This is a genomic window from Ruegeria sp. BB9, assembly GCF_056539345.1.
This window is the reverse complement of the sequence record NZ_JBQFUU010000001.1, coordinates 369,853-385,861: the sequence shown is the minus strand read 5'-3', so window position 1 is coordinate 385,861 and position 16,009 is coordinate 369,853. Positions and strand designations below refer to the sequence as shown.

13 protein-coding genes and 1 riboswitch are annotated in these 16,009 nt (G+C 59.2%); of the genes, 6 read left to right on the top strand and 7 right to left on the bottom strand.

Translation table 11 applies throughout. The annotated features are described in order from the left end of the window. Positions 1-479: 479 nt before the first annotated feature. Both ACR0FC_RS01875 and ACR0FC_RS01870 read left to right on the top strand, forming a co-directional pair. On the top strand, positions 480-2,162 hold the full coding sequence (locus ACR0FC_RS01875) for a DUF262 domain-containing protein (RefSeq protein ID WP_170337761.1): 1,683 nt from the start codon (positions 480-482) through the stop codon (positions 2,160-2,162). 241 nt (positions 2,163-2,403) lie between these two features. Beyond that, complete coding sequence (locus ACR0FC_RS01870; RefSeq protein ID WP_254437746.1) at positions 2,404-3,738, top strand: phospholipase D family protein; 1,335 nt, start codon at positions 2,404-2,406, stop codon at positions 3,736-3,738. 535 nt (positions 3,739-4,273) lie between these two features. Here ACR0FC_RS01870 and ACR0FC_RS01865 read toward each other — a convergent pair. The 6 genes from ACR0FC_RS01865 to ACR0FC_RS01840 form a co-directional block, all read right to left on the bottom strand. Beyond that, positions 4,274-5,302, bottom strand: coding sequence for a DUF1254 domain-containing protein (locus ACR0FC_RS01865; RefSeq protein WP_209509258.1), 1,029 nt, complete (start codon positions 5,300-5,302; stop codon positions 4,274-4,276). Next, positions 5,302-6,306 carry a DUF1254 domain-containing protein gene (locus ACR0FC_RS01860; RefSeq protein ID WP_170337759.1) on the bottom strand — a complete coding sequence of 335 codons (1,005 nt, stop codon included), beginning with the start codon at positions 6,304-6,306 and terminating at the stop codon, positions 5,302-5,304. The genes ACR0FC_RS01865 and ACR0FC_RS01860 overlap by 1 nt, the downstream gene beginning before the upstream one ends. 256 nt (positions 6,307-6,562) lie before the next feature. Continuing rightward, positions 6,563-7,042, bottom strand: coding sequence for a hypothetical protein (locus tag ACR0FC_RS01855; RefSeq protein WP_170337757.1), 480 nt, complete (start codon positions 7,040-7,042; stop codon positions 6,563-6,565). 164 nt (positions 7,043-7,206) lie between these two features. Further along, positions 7,207-7,554: an HNH endonuclease gene (locus tag ACR0FC_RS01850; RefSeq protein WP_170337755.1), complete on the bottom strand. Its 348-nt coding sequence runs from the start codon at positions 7,552-7,554 to the stop codon at positions 7,207-7,209. A gap of 421 nt (positions 7,555-7,975) precedes the next feature. Then, complete coding sequence (locus tag ACR0FC_RS01845; protein ID WP_170337753.1) at positions 7,976-10,318, bottom strand: DUF3631 domain-containing protein; 2,343 nt, start codon at positions 10,316-10,318, stop codon at positions 7,976-7,978. A 23-nt stretch (positions 10,319-10,341) separates the two neighbouring features. After that, on the bottom strand, positions 10,342-10,527 hold the full coding sequence (locus ACR0FC_RS01840) for a helix-turn-helix domain-containing protein (protein ID WP_170337751.1): 186 nt from the start codon (positions 10,525-10,527) through the stop codon (positions 10,342-10,344). 182 nt (positions 10,528-10,709) lie between these two features. On the opposite strand from ACR0FC_RS01840, the gene ACR0FC_RS01835 reads away from it, so the two are divergent. Then, positions 10,710-11,873: a site-specific integrase gene (locus ACR0FC_RS01835; RefSeq protein ID WP_170337749.1), complete on the top strand. Its 1,164-nt coding sequence runs from the start codon at positions 10,710-10,712 to the stop codon at positions 11,871-11,873. A 391-nt stretch (positions 11,874-12,264) separates the two neighbouring features. Here ACR0FC_RS01835 and ACR0FC_RS01830 read toward each other — a convergent pair whose 3' ends face one another. Beyond that, positions 12,265-13,221, bottom strand: coding sequence for an NAD(P)-dependent oxidoreductase (locus tag ACR0FC_RS01830; RefSeq protein ID WP_170337747.1), 957 nt, complete (start codon positions 13,219-13,221; stop codon positions 12,265-12,267). A gap of 108 nt (positions 13,222-13,329) precedes the next feature. Between ACR0FC_RS01830 and ACR0FC_RS01825 the strand changes: the two genes are divergently transcribed. The 3 genes from ACR0FC_RS01825 (at position 13,330) to cobW (ending at position 16,005) form a co-directional block, all read left to right on the top strand. Beyond that, complete coding sequence (locus ACR0FC_RS01825; protein WP_170337745.1) at positions 13,330-14,205, top strand: LysR family transcriptional regulator; 876 nt, start codon at positions 13,330-13,332, stop codon at positions 14,203-14,205. A gap of 72 nt (positions 14,206-14,277) precedes the next feature. Beyond that, positions 14,278-14,482, top strand: a riboswitch (cobalamin riboswitch). Between the two features lie 81 nt (positions 14,483-14,563). After that, positions 14,564-14,947 carry a DUF1636 family protein gene (locus ACR0FC_RS01820; protein WP_093962591.1) on the top strand — a complete coding sequence of 128 codons (384 nt, stop codon included), beginning with the start codon at positions 14,564-14,566 and terminating at the stop codon, positions 14,945-14,947. Positions 14,948-14,949: 2 nt separating this feature from the next. Continuing rightward, entirely contained in the window at positions 14,950-16,005 is a 1,056-nt protein-coding gene (cobW, locus tag ACR0FC_RS01815) for a cobalamin biosynthesis protein CobW (RefSeq protein WP_170337743.1), read from the top strand. Positions 16,006-16,009 lie beyond the last annotated feature (4 nt).

The window sequence follows — 16,009 nt, the reverse complement described above, 5'->3', positions numbered from 1 at the left end:
GATACCCAAGGAAGCCAACGGGAGGGGGTCAGGACGGGTCTGAGGAGGTTTTGGGCTATGTTGGTACCGGAGAACGCCTCGAAATGGCTTCCTGTGGCCCGACAACGCGAAATGGCTTTCCCGGAATCGAAAGAGTTGCGTAAAAACAGGATACTAGAATCTCCAACCCAACTTGGGCATACCGGGTGAAACTGCGAGAGGCACGTTTGGGCCTTTAAGCAGACACCTGACCAAATCTTTCGGATTTCCGCATTGAGCCCAGATTACCCATTGGCACGTTCCGCAGAAACTGTCGCGATGGGCGGAAAGCCGACTTGCGGCGCTGCGGCGCGATGCTCGACTGCCAAGGTTGAAGCGGACCCATGCCGGGGTGCGAATTTCGGGGCATAACCCCCTTTGATTTCGCGCGTGGCTCCAGCTTGCGCGTCAGCAACCGTGGGTTTAGCCTCCCCCAAAAAGCGGTCACACCAGAGAGCACTATGAAAACTTTTAGCTTCGACGATATTGGAATTGCAAAGATTTTTGCCGATTTTTCATTGAGTATCCCTCCCCATCAACGCGACTATGCATGGACCGACGAAGAGGTCGAGCAGCTTTTCTCTGACCTCGAGGCGGCGTATCGGGGAAACTCCGAATATTTCCTCGGGACTATTGTTGCGATCGAAGATAAAGCGACTGGCGAACTCAGCGTAGTGGACGGTCAGCAGCGGATGACTACCACTTACCTGCTGCTCACTGCGATTAGAGACTATCTGGATAAGCACGAGATCGGCAAAGAAATATCTACCTCACTTCAGAATAGCTACCTTTTCAGTAGCGACAGGCGGGAGGGTTTTAAGCAGAAGCTTTCGCTGAACACCGATGACAGGGCCTACTTCAAGAAACTCACATCAAGAAACCAAGAAGAAGACTGGCCCCCTAAAGGAAGCCGAACCTCCCACAGGCTTTTGAAGGCTGCGTATTTCCTTGCCGTGAAGCGCGTTGAAGCGATCGCTGAATCAGTCTTGGGCGTAGATGCGCCTGAGACGCTAAATAACTGGATTGACTACCTCGAGCGGTCGGCTCAAGTCATTCTGTTGCGGGCTCATGATCAAGCTCGCGCGTTCAAGATGTTTGAGACACTTAACGACCGCGGACTTCGGACTTCTCAGGCTGATCTTGTCAAAAGCTACTTATTCGGCCTTGCGGACCGGCAAGTCGGTGTCGCACAGTCGAAATGGTCGATCATGTTGGAGAACCTCCAGGAACTCGGAGATGACGACCCGCAAGTCTCTTTCCTGCGGCACTACCTGATTGCATTCTCCGGATTTGTGCGCGCCGACGGCGTGTATGACGCCATCCAAACCAGGTATAAGAATGAGGGGACTTCGATCTCCTTCCTGACTTCCCTGGCTGAAGCATCCCGCACTTACACTGCAACCTTTAATCCTGAGAATGAATTTTGGGACAGTTATTCGCCTGTTTCCCGAAAGCTTCTCACTGATTTCAATTTTTTTGATCTCAAGCCAATGCGACCTCTTTTGCTGGCCATTTCCGCAAAGTTCAGAAAAAAAGAATTTGAAAAATCTATTCGCTTCCTCACCTCACTTAGCCTGCGCCTCGTATTGTCTGCAAGGACGCGAAGTGGTGTAAATGAACAAGCTTTCGCCGAAGCTGCCCTAAAGATCACGCGAGGCGAGATCTCGAAACACAACGAACTCATAGCCGCCCTAAAAAAGATATTCGTTTCGGACAAAGATTTCGAGGAGGCGTTCGCAAGTGCTCGTGTATCGAAGGCGGCCTTGGCCCGATATATTCTGAGGGAGTTAGAGCACACTGCGTCGCCGGATAAAGGTGAGGAGGAGTGGGTCAATACCGACCCTAACCAGATCACCCTTGAGCACATACTTCCCAAAGCTCTCCCTACGACGGGCTGGGAGAGCTTTGATGCTGATACGCACGCGGAATTCAAAGCTCGGCTTGGCAACCTTTGCCTCCTTCGGAGGAGCGAGAACAACGGTATGCCAAACGGTAGTTTTGCTGCTAAGAAGCCGTTTTTTAAAAAGAGCAGCCTAACTACCACCGCTGCACTCGGAGAATACGAAGGCTGGTCACCGAAGGAGGTGGATGATCGGCAGAAAGAGATGGCCACACTTGCGCTAAGGGCGTGGCCAGCTGAATAGCAGAAATCTTTCGGCGAGCCTGAGGGAGTGCTTCGCTCCCCTCAGGCAGTTTGGCCATTCTTCAGGGCTACTCAGCACACTTTTTTGCACGTATTAACTAAGGATTCGACGCTGATGCTGCCAGCAGATCAAGAGATCGCTTCAGGCTCACTGCGGCGCGCAACATAAGTCGACTTGAATGGCCGCTATGGGCTGGACAATACAAAGTAATTTCTGATTTGAGGTCTATATGCAACTTATAATGGGCGGCATTAACGGGGACTATCTGACGAACATCACACTGAACGCGGCTGCTGAGACACAAGAGGTTCTGGCAGCGGTCGCATACGCGACAGATATGAACCTTCTGTTCGACTGGTGTTGGAACAACGGCATTCCACTAAAGTATTTTGGTCGCCTCGACGAAGGCGTCCCGGTCAAACCTTCCATCCTGTCCGCGTTCCTCGCCCGCAAGTCGGCCCGTTTCAAATGCCGCCTCGTTCAGCATCACCATGCGAAGGTAATCTGGTGGCGCGAGTACGGCCTCTACATCGGCTCCGCGAACCTCACTGCGAGCGCCTGGTACAAGAACGTCGAGGCCGGCTGCTTCTTTCCCGAAGCCGAGATCACGGATGAAATGGCCGAAGATATCCTTGAACTTTTTGACGTGCTCGATCGGAATTCGACGCCGCTGACAGACGAGTTGCTCGAAGTTATGCAGAAGCGCGCAACGCAGATTGCGCGTTCGGAGCCACCGTCCGAAGAGTTCTGGAACAGCCCGAGTTTCAACCAGTGGTCTGGGCTCGTGCAGACCGGGAAGAAAAAAGCCGCTGACCGCCGCCGGGAGGCATTCCTTGAGGAATGGCACTCTACGCTGCAACAGCTCCGCGATATCGGAAACTTGGTGAGCAAGCCTGAGAACAGGCCCTCTTGGATTGACGGCGATACCCCTGCAGGTGCTCAGGGCGACCAGTTCCTCCACGCGCACTACTATCAGCGTACCTTCGACGGACGCAGAGCTCTCTACACCGACCATTTCGAGCAAAACCAGAGGAACCCTGATGCTGCGCTCGCTGACGCCATCAAGTGGTGGCGCAACTTGCCCAAGGCCCCGTCCGAAGAAGACGTTGTGTTGAATTCCACCGCGCCCATGCTGCGGGAGGCGCTCACTGCCGAGGCCATAGAGCATATGGAATATGAGGCCTTCCGCGAGCTCTGCATGGGTATACATTCCATCAAAGACTATGCGCGACGCGTCGCGAATAAGGCTGTCGGTCTTCGTGAGGACGGGACCAGGTACACGATACCAGAAAAAGTCGACGCGCTCTCGAAGCGGATTTGGAGCGACAAGTCCGCTGGTGGCAACGACGTGAAGCAGCTCTTGAATTTCATCCTCTATAGTGGCCCGGAGGCACAGTTGCCGGAGCGCCTCTGGACCGCCTTTCATGACCCGAAATGGAAAATGGAGGGCCTCGGGGTAAGCGCATTGGGCGAACTTGTCGGGTGGGCAATGCCAGATCGCTTCCCACCCCGGAACGGGCGAACTTCGAAATCTCTAAAGTCTCTGGGATATGACGTAACAGTCCACGTTGGGTGACGTATGCTGAAGCAGCAATTCGACATTGCTTTATCGATTTCCAAACGACTGCTTCGGCGAAGCTGCACCGCAGGGGAGTTCTGCTGCTCAATGTTCGCAGGGGGCCGGTCGCGTCCCTTGAAGTTACTTAATCGAAAGTCTGGAAGGTTCGCGTAGCCGCCATTCGTCCAAACTCTACGAGCGACTGCTACGAGCCCGAAGCGGAGGTGCTATTGGTTCGCCTTTCGCAAATGCAGCGAACTTTTTGCCAAATCCAATGACTGCGCCGCAAATTAAAAGAGGTCATTCATTCACAGCGCAAAGAACTTTGGGGCACCGATGTCGGACACTCGGACAAAAGGGCTCAACGGATCACTGCTAAGAATTTACTCGATCGGCCGTTTTGAGAATGCGCTAAACGTTGAAAATATCAGCCAGTCTCGCTCTGTCTGAGACGGGGCGGCGACAGGAAGAGCACCGCCCCGGAACCACCGGGCATATCAGGGGGAGGGGCAGTGCCCGGCGGTGATCTGTAAGACTTGCAGGTGCGTGTTCGCTATTTGATAGGAACGACCTTAACCTCTGAGGTAATTCGGGCCACGTAATCCGTAATAGCTTCGGCACTTTCCGGTTGATAGAGGCGGATGACCTGCGTCCAGCCGGGTTGCACGTCGATGTTGTTTGGCTGCCCCGGACAATTATATCGGAACGTGATGGAACCGTCCGCGTTCTCTTCCGCCGCCCGATTGTTCAGAGCAAAGTTCTCTTCGACGATCCAGCTTTCTGCACTGTAGGTCGTCACCGAGAAAAACGCACCGTCGTCAAATTTCAGAGGTGGGGACGGCAGGGTCATCTCGGAACATGCGCCTTCAGCCGAAGCGCCCTCAGGAACGATCGTCGAAATGTAGACAGCATCCTTGTAAGGCAAGCCGCCCCACCCTTTCGCTGTGGCAATCAGGAACATTTCCGGGTCAACATCCTCCGGGCGGCCAAAGAACAACTCCGGCTTGTCTGCTTCTGCTGCTCGAGCGACCAGCGAGGCCCTGACAACATCGAGGCTTTCGGTATCGAACCCCTTGGGCGCATAGGGCTCTGTCGAAGCGGCCTCAATCAGGAAGCCATCCTGATGCGCGTGCGCCTCTGCAAGTCCGGCCTCATCCGTTGATTTCAACCCGGTTCGCATGTTGAGAAACACGTAGCGGCCTGTGGTCAGGTCCTCAGGGGTCAGAGTGACGCTCTCGCCAGCATAAAGCACGTGCAGAGTATAGTGCGCCTCGTCGATGATCTGGATCATCGAAAGGTAATCCCAGTCAGGATTGGTGATCGTCGCACCACCCATCGTATCGACGACAGCATGGCTATAGAGCACATCCTTGTTCTCGGTGATTACGAACTGGTTGTCCGGACTGGATGGCTCGCGCGAATGCCGGATTGTGTTCACTTCATGCTCAGCAGAGTGCTCCGACATGTATTTGTCAGTTTCGGCGATCGTAAAATTGTCGAGAGTGACCTGGGTGCCATCAGCCATGGCCGCACCGGCAAAGATCATGCCGACGAAAAACACAGGTGCAAATGTTCGGGTCATCAGTTTGCCTCCGTGACGTCTGGCAATGTGTATGTCCGGTCGAGCACGGCCTGGCCGGGGCGGTAGATGCGCATCAAGAAGTTCCAGCCGTCGCTGATGTCGACGCGGTTGGGCTGTGCGCCGCAGAGCACCTCAGCGCCGTAGTGCACAGTGAAGGTGCCGTCGTCGTTCAGGCTCACGTTGCGGTCATTAACAATGTTGTTGTCGCTCTCCATGAAGCCGTCGGCGCCGTAGACGGTGATCGACCAGAAGGCATCATTGGGCGGCACTTCGTAGGTCGCCGTATAGCAGGCTTCCGCTGAGGCCGGGCCGGTGTAGTTGATGTAGACGGCATCTTTCTCCGGGAAGAGCCCCCAGGCACCAGCGACTGCGAGATGGCGGGTTTCCTCGTTCACTTCGCCTCGCGGGCCCATCCAGTCGGGCTCGTACTGGCTGAACTTCTGGAATTCCTTTTCGTACTCGGCACGCAGGGCGAGCATGCTGTCCACGTCCCATTGCGGTTCGGGGAAGAGATCGTGGCTTGCCGCTTCGATGACGAACTTGTTCTGCATATCGTTGACGAGCGCCACATCCGCCGGATCGCTCGGGTCCATGATCTGGATCCGCATGATCAGAGCGACATATTTGGTGTCGCCCGGGATCTCGTAAGTGCCCGGCTCGTAGAAGACCACGGGCGCGTAGTGGTCGTTGTCGATGACGAGGATAGAGAAATAGCGGTCATCCGGAAACTCAGGAATCGTGATCGTTGCGCCGCCCTCGGTATCGACCACGGAGCCGGCATAAAGCGTATCGCGGTTCATCCGTACCACGGCCTGCGCGTCCAGTGGCGTCGGCTTGCGGATGTAGTAGAAGCGGTTCACGTCACTTCCAGCATTAAGCTGGAACTGGGAGAAGGACATGTCGACTTCAGCCCGGATGTATGTCTTGGGCGTGACAGTTTCTTGAGCAAGCGCGGGCGCTGCAGCGAAAGTAATGAGACTGGCAGACTTAACAATTTCTTTCATTCACTTCTCCCAATCGTTTTCCGAGTTATCAGCCCCGACGTGACGTAGCTCAATCGAACGCCGCGACAACACCCACTTTGCTTTACTCGTGTCGTCTGACTGCCGGTGATTTTTCATGTATAGCACCTGCAGGGAATGTCTGTTTTGTCCCGCAACTCAGTCGTTGGCCTAGTTTTGTTGAACGTCCGCTATCGAAAAACGCGGTCCGAGTGTTCTGATTCAATTAGGGCGCCCGGACCCTGATCTGGACCGCGACTCAAGCGAGCAGGTCGTGTCGCACAACATTCTCGTTTATTTTTTGGGTTGCCGCCTCGGCTGACGCTCGTTCGTCGTCCGCTGTTTTTTTGTTTCCGGGACGCGCCACGATACCCAGCTGTTTGGCTTGGGCGATCAGAAGCGACTGCAGGTTGATGTGAAGGCTCAGCCATGGCGACCGAACCCAATCGCCTTTGCTGTTCTGGGTTAGGTGACCTTCCTTTTGCACCATTCGATGCGTGTACTCATGTTCGACAAGCGTACGAGCGTAGATCGCGGCTAGATGGACATCCGTTCCGGTCCACCGAGACCTTGGACGACCCAACAACACCTCTTGGAACACGCGCTCAGCCTTAGCTTGGTCGTGCTGCCACATCTCCACATCTGCGGGCCATTCGATGGGGTCGTCACCGAGATGCTTCCAAAGTTCTGACGATGTCGCGACACTCTTTCGGGGTGTCAGACCGCTTCCTTTTGGCATTCGAATATCCTCGCTTCGTAGCTTGATAGGGAGACGTTAGTGGGTTGTGGTGTCGGCATATCGTTGCAACCTTTTGCCCCCCCTTTTACACACATCAATCGCCTCTCCTCCCAATTGTGTGGAGGAAAGCGACGATTGCAGCGCATGGGATGGGTGGCGTTTGTTCATCGTTCGGCCTCATAAGCAGCCCGCCATGACGCGGACATGCCACCATTATCGTGTTGTTCGGCCTCGGCGTCCCGGCTACGCCCCGGCCCACGGTCGCGGCTGTGCCTGATGGCATCACACCGGGTACATAGGGTGCGCATGTTCCCGACTTCGAGCGCGAGATGGGGCGCCCCTTCCACCTTGTGGATGTGATCGACCCGAGCGCGACCCTTGCCACGAACTGATGCACCGCACAGCACACAGGCCCAACCATCACGTTCCAGCGCCTGACGCCTTGCGCGCTTCCATGCGGTGCTCTGGTAGAACGGGTTGTCACCGCCTCGGTTGTTCGGGTGTCGCTTCATCCCGAAAGGGGAACACGGCCGATATGGTCGTGAGAAGATGTCCCGTTTCAGTACGTTGCAGGACCACGAAACACACCTCTGGCGGCACCTAGCGGTCCCTAGCGTTGGGGGGCGCTAGGGCCTCGAACACGTTCAGAACACGAACGGAGTTTATTCTATAAAATATAGAACTATATACACCTAGCGCCCTAGCGGTCTTTCGGGGGACAAAACGAAATATGCGCACCTGTCGGTCTGTTCAGGGCCGTTCGTCTTTCACATGGTTTTTCCATACCCCGGAGAGGCGCTAGGGCGCTAGCAACCCCCCGGTTGACAATGTCTCAGAGTACGAACGGAGTTTGTTCTTTCGTGGTTCCGAGCCCCTAGCGGGTACCCGCCAGAGACCCCCCTGAAAGGGCGCTAGGGACCCCTCGCCTAGCGGCTAGAACGTCGGCCTGTCGGGGTACGGGTCTTCCGCAGGTACGTCCAGATAGGCGCTAGGCCAGTTCGGGCCGAGATACACCTCGAACACGTGTTCCAGTTCTTCCTGCTTGTATCCTTTCGGTGACTTTCCATCCACCCAGACGTTCTTAGGGCGCAGGTCGTAGGGTCGCAGCAGTTCCGCCAGTTCGGCTTGTGTGATGCCCAGCCCGGCGTTCTGGTCGCCCCATGGTCGGTCCGTCATGTTCACCAGACGTGACACCGCGTCCGAACTCGGCAGGTGTCCCGGGTCGCCGGCGACGTAGACCCTGCACAGGTCCTCCAGCAGTTCCCGGTTTGGCCCTTGTTTTGGGTCGTTCCGTTCTTCGATATAGGCCATCCCAGCCCGCAGTCGGTCGTACCAGTCACCGCCCGCGAACCGTGCGAGCAGAATCAGGGGCACTGCGCGGTCAGCATCCCGGCCCCCCAGTCCGTCAAGGTCTTCGGTGCTCGGGGCCAGTTCTATTTCGGGGTCTCCCGCCCAGAAGTCCACCACCTGTTGTCGCAGGTCGTCCAGCGGGTTGCCCCCGAGAACGTTCTTCTCTTTCCGGATGTTTTGCTTCTTCCCCGTGCGGTCGGGCACCATGCGAACCACGTAGGCCCGGCTCTCGTTTGCGGGCGGCAGGTCGTGGAGCGAGGCGCCCGCCACCGGCGCGTACAGCGACCGGAACACCGGTTGCCACGTGTTGCCCATCTGCTCCATCTTCGCCGACTGTTTGCCCCGCTCGAAACCAGAGTTCCAGATGCCGGTCATATCGTCGTTACCCTCTTTCGTGGCAACCCACGTGTCCAGTTCGTCGAGGAAAAACGCCACCGAGCCTTTTGCGAGGTCGAACATGGCGATGACGGATGCGGACGTTGACCGGTCCAGAATGACGGCCTGCGGAACGGTGAAGGCCATGAGTTCCAGCACGGTCGTCTTGCCCGAGTTTGGTTCGGGGCTCTTTATCAAGACGCGTGGGAACTGGGAAAACAGGTTTGCGTTCCCGGCGCCTACGACCCACAGGGCCAGCAGGTCCAGAATGCGGTCGTCCAGCGACAGGTAGCCCCTGAACCTGCCCACGAGCGCGTCCAGTAGGTCGGGCAGGACCACCTTGTTGCCCTTGGGTTCCAGTTTCGGCCACTCCAACACGGCATCGGGCAGCCCTTGTGCCTCTTCCTGCGCGAACTCGCGTTCCCAGACGGCTTTGACGAGTGCCTCTATTTCAGGCTTCTTGTGTTTTCGGATGCCCGTATCCTTGAACCGGGCTTCTATTTCGGCCACCGCGTCCCCGAGCGACGACAGCCCTCGGGGGTCATGGTCCTTTGCCACCTCGGCCACGATGGCGTCCCTTTCGGGGTGTTTTGACAGTGGTGGGTAGTCCTTCGCGATGGCCTTGAACGCGGCCTCGCGGTCACCCCCGTATTCGTAGTGCACCAGCAGGTCAAACGCATCGCCTGACCGGTGCCCCGACTTTGTGCCGAACCCGATGCCGGCGCCGGCGTCCTTTCCTGAGAAAGAAACCCAGCGCCCAGGCACAGGAATCGAGGTGCCACCGCCCTGTTTTTCGTTCGGGGACCTCCACAGTTTGCCGCGCTGTTTCTTGTATCCGAACCGCTCCAACTCGGCTTCCAATGGGTGGTCGTCGTTGTAGCGTTGTATCTGGTTCGAGACGCCGCCCTTTTGCCGGGCCTTCGCGGCCTCGTTTGCAACTTGCGCGGCTTTTCGGATGGCCTCGGCCCGCTTACGTAATGGGTGCTTCGGGCCCACGAACAGCGCCGGGTCGTCGGTGCACTGGTGTTCATAAAAGTCTGGCCCCCGGTTCGGCAGATACGACAACTGGGCAACCCGCGTCCCCGAAATGTCCATGTCGATGCCGGCGACGTCCAGCAGTTCCATCAGTGCCTGTTGAAACAGTTCGTATTCGCCCCCGCCGATGGGTACTTGAAGTGGAATCATCACTCGCCACTTGCGGAGTTCTTTCGTGGCTGACGCCGTTGAATAGATGATGGTTTGGCAAGCGCCGAGAACCTCCACCACCGCGTCCCGCACCTCGCCCAGACTGGGGTTGCCGTCATCAACATCGACCACGAGCATATAGAACTCGCCCTTGTCGAGTTGCGGCATGGCCGATCGAGCGTCGGCCGCCCGGTAGGTCGAAGGTATCACCCAGTCGGCCTTGTCCTTCGGCACCTGTTGCGGGTTGGCCGCCAGTTTGCGGATGCCCGGGATGGTGATGCTGTTGAACGAGGTCCCGGGTTTGTCGTTGATGCCGTGACCCCGACACAGTTCTGGTTCGGGGCGCTGGTCTGGCTGCATGGTCATAGTGTCCCTCGCTGAGTTGGGTGTTATTCTGCGGCGTAGGCCGAGGTTTCGAGGATTTTCTCCACGTCTTCGCGGACGATTCGAATTTGCAGCGTCCCGATTCGCGTCGAGCGGATGCGGCCGGCCTTGCACAGCCTCCGAACAGTCTGGGGGTTCACCCCGAGAATCTCCGCTCCCTCGCGCACAGTAATCCACGTTTTGTCAATCATTATTCGCCTCCTGATGGATGATTTCACCCATCCGAGCACACTCGTCGTGGCGGCGGAAGTGCGATTCATAGTGCGATTCATAGTGCGGCACGGTGTCGCACCCCTCATGTCAGCCGGGGGGTTGACAAGGGTATTTTGTTGTATGTTCCGGTGGTCCTTTTTGGACAAAATCGGAGTGAAAAATGGCGAGTATCAGCAAGTACAAGGACCGAAACGGGCCCAAGTGGAAGGTCTTCTACGAACACACGGACAGGACCGGAAAACGGGTTCGCCGCAGTCGCACCTTTCGGGACCACAAAACCGCGCTCGCTTTCAAGGCAGAAGTGGAGACCCAGACCCATCAGGGCGTCCGGACGGGCCGATCAACGCTCGCGGCTTATCTGAACAATTGGGTCGCGAACAAGGTCGCGATGGGCGAGATTCGCCACAACACGCTGGACGGCTACCGGGCGAAACTGGACAGCGCAAAGCGGGCCATCGGGCACATCGAACTGGCAAAACTGGTCCCCGATGACGTGGAGTTCTGGCTGCGGGGACTGCTTTCGGGCAAGTTCAGTGCCACCGGCCGCGAACTGTCACCCACCACGGTGCGCCAGTGTCGGACCATCATGGTGTCCGCGCTCGGGGACGCGGTGCGCAAGCGGCTGCTGCCCTACAACGTGGCCGAGGCCAGTTCGATGCCGAGGGCACCCCGAAAAGGTAAAAAGCCCTCGTGGACGGTGGAACAGGCCGGCCAGTTCCTGTCCGAAATGGACAAGACGCCCTACGGCCACTTTTTCCGGTTCATCGGCCTGTCGGGGTGCCGGCGCTCGGAGGCCGGGGGCCTGTTGATACCAGCAATCCGGTTCCCCGCCCGTCAGGTGGTCATCGAAACGAGCCTGATGCGGGTGTCCCGGGGCGGTCGGAGCGACTACGTGCTGTCGGAACCCAAGTCGGACGCCTCCCACCGCACCCTGCCCCTCTCGGCCCCTCTGGAGGCCGTGCTTTGGGCGCAACTCGCCCGGGTTGCTGAGTTCAGGCTGGCTGCGGGCAACGCATGGGTGGACACCGGTGGTGTGTTCGTGGAGCCCACCGGGGAGTTCTACCGGTTGGACACCCTGTCGGCCATCGCATGGAGAACACGAAACAAACTCGGCCTGCCGGAGGCATCAGCTATCCACGGCCTGCGCCACGCGTTCGGCAAGGCGGTCAACGCGACCGGCACCGACCCCAAAACCCTGCAGCAGTTGATGGGCCACAGCCGGTTCCAGACCACCTATGACCTGTATGTGGACACGGACGACGCCCAACACATAGACGCGATGGACAAACTCGGGTCGTTGCTGGGTGGGAACGGGGTGAAATGAGCAGTCGTTGCACCTGTTGCGCCAGTGAACCCCGGACCTGTCCCGAACGTTGCGAGAGTAAACGCCCGTTGGGCTCTGAGGCGTCTCGGCCTGTCGCGCCAGTGTGCATCCGTAGCGCCTAGAGTGCGTTGCAAATCCGTGTACACCGGTTCGATTCCGGTACTCGCCTCCAACTTTTTAGCCTCGCACTGCATCGCTGCTCTCTGGTCCTAATAATAGTCGACTGGAACAGTTTGTTGATACGAAACGCCAAAATACGTGCGGAGATGGTTAGCCCAGCCGAGCTAACCAGTAACTATCGGGCAAGGGTTTAGTCAGCGCAGGAGCACCACCTACGCACTCGATCCATGCAAGACACCTCCGAAACCGCGCGTTTGCGCTGACCGTCCGATCAGACCGCGCTTCTACCTTGCGGAATCACCTCGTACCCCGGCTCTTCCGGTTCATCGTCCTGCATCTCGGCCGGAAAACCGGGTGCGGTAATGCTCAGCCCGGTTGCATCCTCGAGCCGCCGAATGATGTTAGGCGACAGCTCGCGCTCGCCATAGCGGGCGATGGCGTCGTCGAAAATCTTGATCATCAACGGGTTCATCTCCAAAGGCACGCCGGCGCGGTCGGCGACCTCCTGGAACAGACCGATATCCTTTTTCACCAGGTCCATGGTGAAGGAAATATCACGCGAGCCGTTCAGGATCACCTGGCTTTCGGTCTCATGCACGAAAGACGTGCCGGACGAGATCTTGATCGCCTCATAGGTGGTGTTCAGATCCATCCCGGCGGCCGTGGCGGTCACCAGCGCCTCGGCGCAGGTAATCAGGTTGGCGGTGGCCAGATAGTTGGTTAGCACCTTCAGAACCGAGGCCGTGCCCAGATCGCCGGTATGCAGAATACGCCGGCCCATCGTCGTCAGGAACGGCAGAATCCGCTCGAACGTTGCCCGGTCGCAGCCCGCGAAGATCGAGATATTGCCCGTGGCCGCCCGGTGGCACCCGCCCGAAACCGGGCAGTCCACCGCCGCCCCGCCGCGCTCGATCACCATGGCCCCCAGGCGTTTGACCTCGGCCTCGTCAGTGGTGGACATCTCCATCCAGATCTTGCCGTGGGTCACCTCGGGCAGCATCTGCTGCATCACCGCGTCCGAGGCAGCGGGCGACGGCAGGCAGGTGATGACCGCATCGCAATCGCGCATCATCTGCGCCGGGCTTTCACCGGCTTTTGCCCCCTTGGCGGCGAACTCCGCCACAAGATCGGGGTTAAGGTCGTATACCGTCAGGTCGATACCGTTGCGCAGCAGCGACCCCGACAGCTTGCCCCCCACATTGCCCAAACCGATGAACCCGACCTTCATGTTCTGCCCTCCTGCAGGCGCAATTTCGTTGGCCCGAGTATTTCCGTTGCCCACCGACAAAAGAAACGAATAAAAAGTCAGTTTAGATGCAAAAAATTTTGGTGCTGAATGGACCGCCTGCCCAATCCGGCCTGGCTGCGCAGCTTCGAGGCCGCTGCCCGCCACCTGAATTTCACAACCGCCGCGCAGGAACTGGGCCTGACGCAAACGGCGGTGTCGCTGCATATCCGCTCGCTCGAGGCGGACCTCGGGCAGCCGCTTTTTGCCCGCAACGCACGACACCTGTCGCTGACCGAGCTGGGCCAGTCCTATGCGCTGACCGTGCGCCGGGCGTTGTCGGATATCGCGCTATCCACCAACAGCTTGTTCGGCCCCGCCTCGCGACAGGCGTTGACCATCCGGGCGGCGATATCGTCGATGACCTACTGGATCGCGGCCGAGCTGCCCGCGTTCAGCGCGCAGCACCCCGAGATCCCCGTGCGGCTGGTGTCGCATATCTGGAACGACTCGGCCGCGCCTGCCGATGTGGACGTGGAAATCCGGCTGGGTTATGGCGACTGGCCCGGTGTTGCGGCCGACCGGCTGTGCTCGGAGCGGCTGGTGCCCATCTGCCGGGCGCAGGACCCGGCGCCAGACCTGCGCAACGGCCCGTTGATCCACATTCTGGGGTACGAGGACAACTGGGCGCGGTACTTCGAGGCGACGGACACCGACCTGCCCGACCGCCCCGCGCGGCATTCGGCGGATACGACCGTCACGGCGCTGCAACTGGTGATGGCCGGCGCGGGCTACGCCACCGTTCTGGAGCGGTTCGGGCGCAACGCGATCGCGCAGGGCGCGCCGATCCGGGTTGCAGGGCCGGCGATTCCCTTTGCCCAGTCGCACTACCTGATCCGCAGCGTCAGCGCGGCGCCTCCGTCCATCCCCGCCCAGTTGTTCCTCGCGTGGTTGCGCGACCGATTGGCCGGTGATGCCGCGGACTGACCCCGGCAAGTCGCTTTTTCGATCCGACGCAAAGCACTTGCCCCTGCGCGCTTGACAACCCCCCTGCCCGTACCGCATGTCGCTTGCGTTGGTGTCTGTGCAAACAGATGAAAAGGGAATGCGTCAGCGGTTTTCCGTCAAACGCAGCCGCCCCCGCGACCGTGACCGGAGAGGGTGCCCAAATGCCACTGGCCGCAGGCCGGGAAGGCGGGACATCCGACAGAGCACTGCTCTGACATCCGCAAGCCGGGAGACCTGCCAACGCCCGAATACAAACCGGACGGGGTGTTCCGGTGTCGGGCCCATGTCCGCAACGTGGCCCGCGCATACCCCGTCCCCCGACAACCGAGTGATGGGGATGAGAGACGTGACCGAGACCACACCAGTCGAGCTGCTGGTCTGCACCACCTGCCGACGCGGGCTGCCCATCGAGGACGACGCCCAGCGCCCCGGCACGCTGCTGCACAAGGCGCTGGCCGCCGCCGACCTGCCCGAAGGCATCACCCTGAAGCCGGTCGAATGCCTGTCGAACTGCGACCAGGGCTGCTCGATCGTTCTGCGCGGCGGGCCGTCGCGCTGGACCTTCGTCTATGAGAACCTCAACGAATCCGACCATGTCGAGATCATCGTCGAAGGCGCCACCAAGTACCTAGCCGCCGATGATGGCCTTGTGAAATGGCGCGACCGCCCTGAACATTTCCGCAAGAACTGCGCCGCCCGCATTCCCCCGATTGGAGCCTGAGCATGAGCACCCTCGAAAAACTTCCCGTCACCGTCATCACCGGCTTTCTCGGCTCGGGCAAGACCACGCTGATCCGCCACCTGATGTCCGAGCCGCAGGGCAAGCGGCTGGCCGTGGTGGTCAACGAATTCGGCGACGTGGGCGTCGATGGCGAAATCCTGAAAAGCTGCGCCATCCCCGATTGCCCGGCGGAGAACATCATGGAACTGGCCAATGGCTGCATCTGCTGCACCGTGGCCGACGATTTCATCCCCACGATCGAGGCGCTGATGGCGCTGGACCCGCGCCCCGACCACATCCTGATCGAAACCAGCGGTCTGGCCCTGCCGAAACCGCTGCTCAAGGCGTTCGACTGGCCCGATATCCGCTCCAAGATCACCGTGGACGGCGTGATCGCGCTGGCCGATGCCGAGGCCGTGGCTGCAGGCCGTTTTGCCCCGAATGTCGCGGTAGTGGACGCCCAGCGCATGGCCGATGACTCGATCGACCACGAAACGCCCCTGTCCGAGGTGTTCGAAGATCAGATCTCGTGCGCCGACATCATCCTTCTGACCAAACCCGACCTGGCCGGCCCCGAAGGCGTGGCCAAGGCGCGCGAGGTCATCGCCGCCGAGGCGCCGCGCCCCCTGCCCGTAGTCGAGGTTGCCGAGGGCGCGGTGGACGTGCGCGTGGTGCTGGGACTGGAAGCCGCAGCCGAAGACGACATGGACGCCCGCCCCTCGCATCACGATGGCCATGACGACCACGAACATGACGATTTCGAAAGCATCGTTGTCGAACTGCCCGAACAGACCGACCCGGCGCAGTTGGTCGCCAAAATCGAGCGTCTGGCAAACGAGCTGAACATCCTGCGTGTTAAGGGCTATGCCGCCGTTCAGGGCAAGCCGATGCGCCTGCTGGTTCAGGCGGTCGGCGCGCGGGTGCGGCACCAGTATGACCGCCCGTGGAAGCCGGACGAGGAGCGCCGCTCGCGCCTTGTTGTCATCGCCGAGCATCACGACATCGACGAGGCTGCGATCCGCGGCATCCTGACGGGCGTCACCGAGGCCGCCGAGTAAGCAC

Excerpts from the sequence above, each read along its gene's own strand:
- ACR0FC_RS01830 (WP_170337747.1), bottom strand. The coding sequence starts at position 13,221 with ATGAAGGTCGGGTTCATCGGTTTGGGCAATGTGGGGGGCAAGCTGTCG.
- cobW (WP_170337743.1), top strand. The coding sequence starts at position 14,950 with ATGAGCACCCTCGAAAAACTTCCCGTCACCGTCATCACCGGCTTTCTC.
- ACR0FC_RS01850 (WP_170337755.1), bottom strand. The coding sequence starts at position 7,554 with ATGAAGCGACACCCGAACAACCGAGGCGGTGACAACCCGTTCTACCAG.
- ACR0FC_RS01875 (WP_170337761.1), top strand. The coding sequence starts at position 480 with ATGAAAACTTTTAGCTTCGACGATATTGGAATTGCAAAGATTTTTGCC.
- ACR0FC_RS01865 (WP_209509258.1), bottom strand. The coding sequence starts at position 5,302 with ATGACCCGAACATTTGCACCTGTGTTTTTCGTCGGCATGATCTTTGCC.
- ACR0FC_RS01845 (WP_170337753.1), bottom strand. The coding sequence starts at position 10,318 with ATGACCATGCAGCCAGACCAGCGCCCCGAACCAGAACTGTGTCGGGGT.
- ACR0FC_RS01825 (WP_170337745.1), top strand. The coding sequence starts at position 13,330 with ATGGACCGCCTGCCCAATCCGGCCTGGCTGCGCAGCTTCGAGGCCGCT.
- ACR0FC_RS01835 (WP_170337749.1), top strand. The coding sequence starts at position 10,710 with ATGGCGAGTATCAGCAAGTACAAGGACCGAAACGGGCCCAAGTGGAAG.
- ACR0FC_RS01860 (WP_170337759.1), bottom strand. The coding sequence starts at position 6,306 with ATGAAAGAAATTGTTAAGTCTGCCAGTCTCATTACTTTCGCTGCAGCG.
- ACR0FC_RS01820 (WP_093962591.1), top strand. The coding sequence starts at position 14,564 with ATGAGAGACGTGACCGAGACCACACCAGTCGAGCTGCTGGTCTGCACC.
- ACR0FC_RS01870 (WP_254437746.1), top strand. The coding sequence starts at position 2,404 with ATGGGCGGCATTAACGGGGACTATCTGACGAACATCACACTGAACGCG.
- ACR0FC_RS01855 (WP_170337757.1), bottom strand. The coding sequence starts at position 7,042 with ATGCCAAAAGGAAGCGGTCTGACACCCCGAAAGAGTGTCGCGACATCG.
- ACR0FC_RS01840 (WP_170337751.1), bottom strand. The coding sequence starts at position 10,527 with ATGATTGACAAAACGTGGATTACTGTGCGCGAGGGAGCGGAGATTCTC.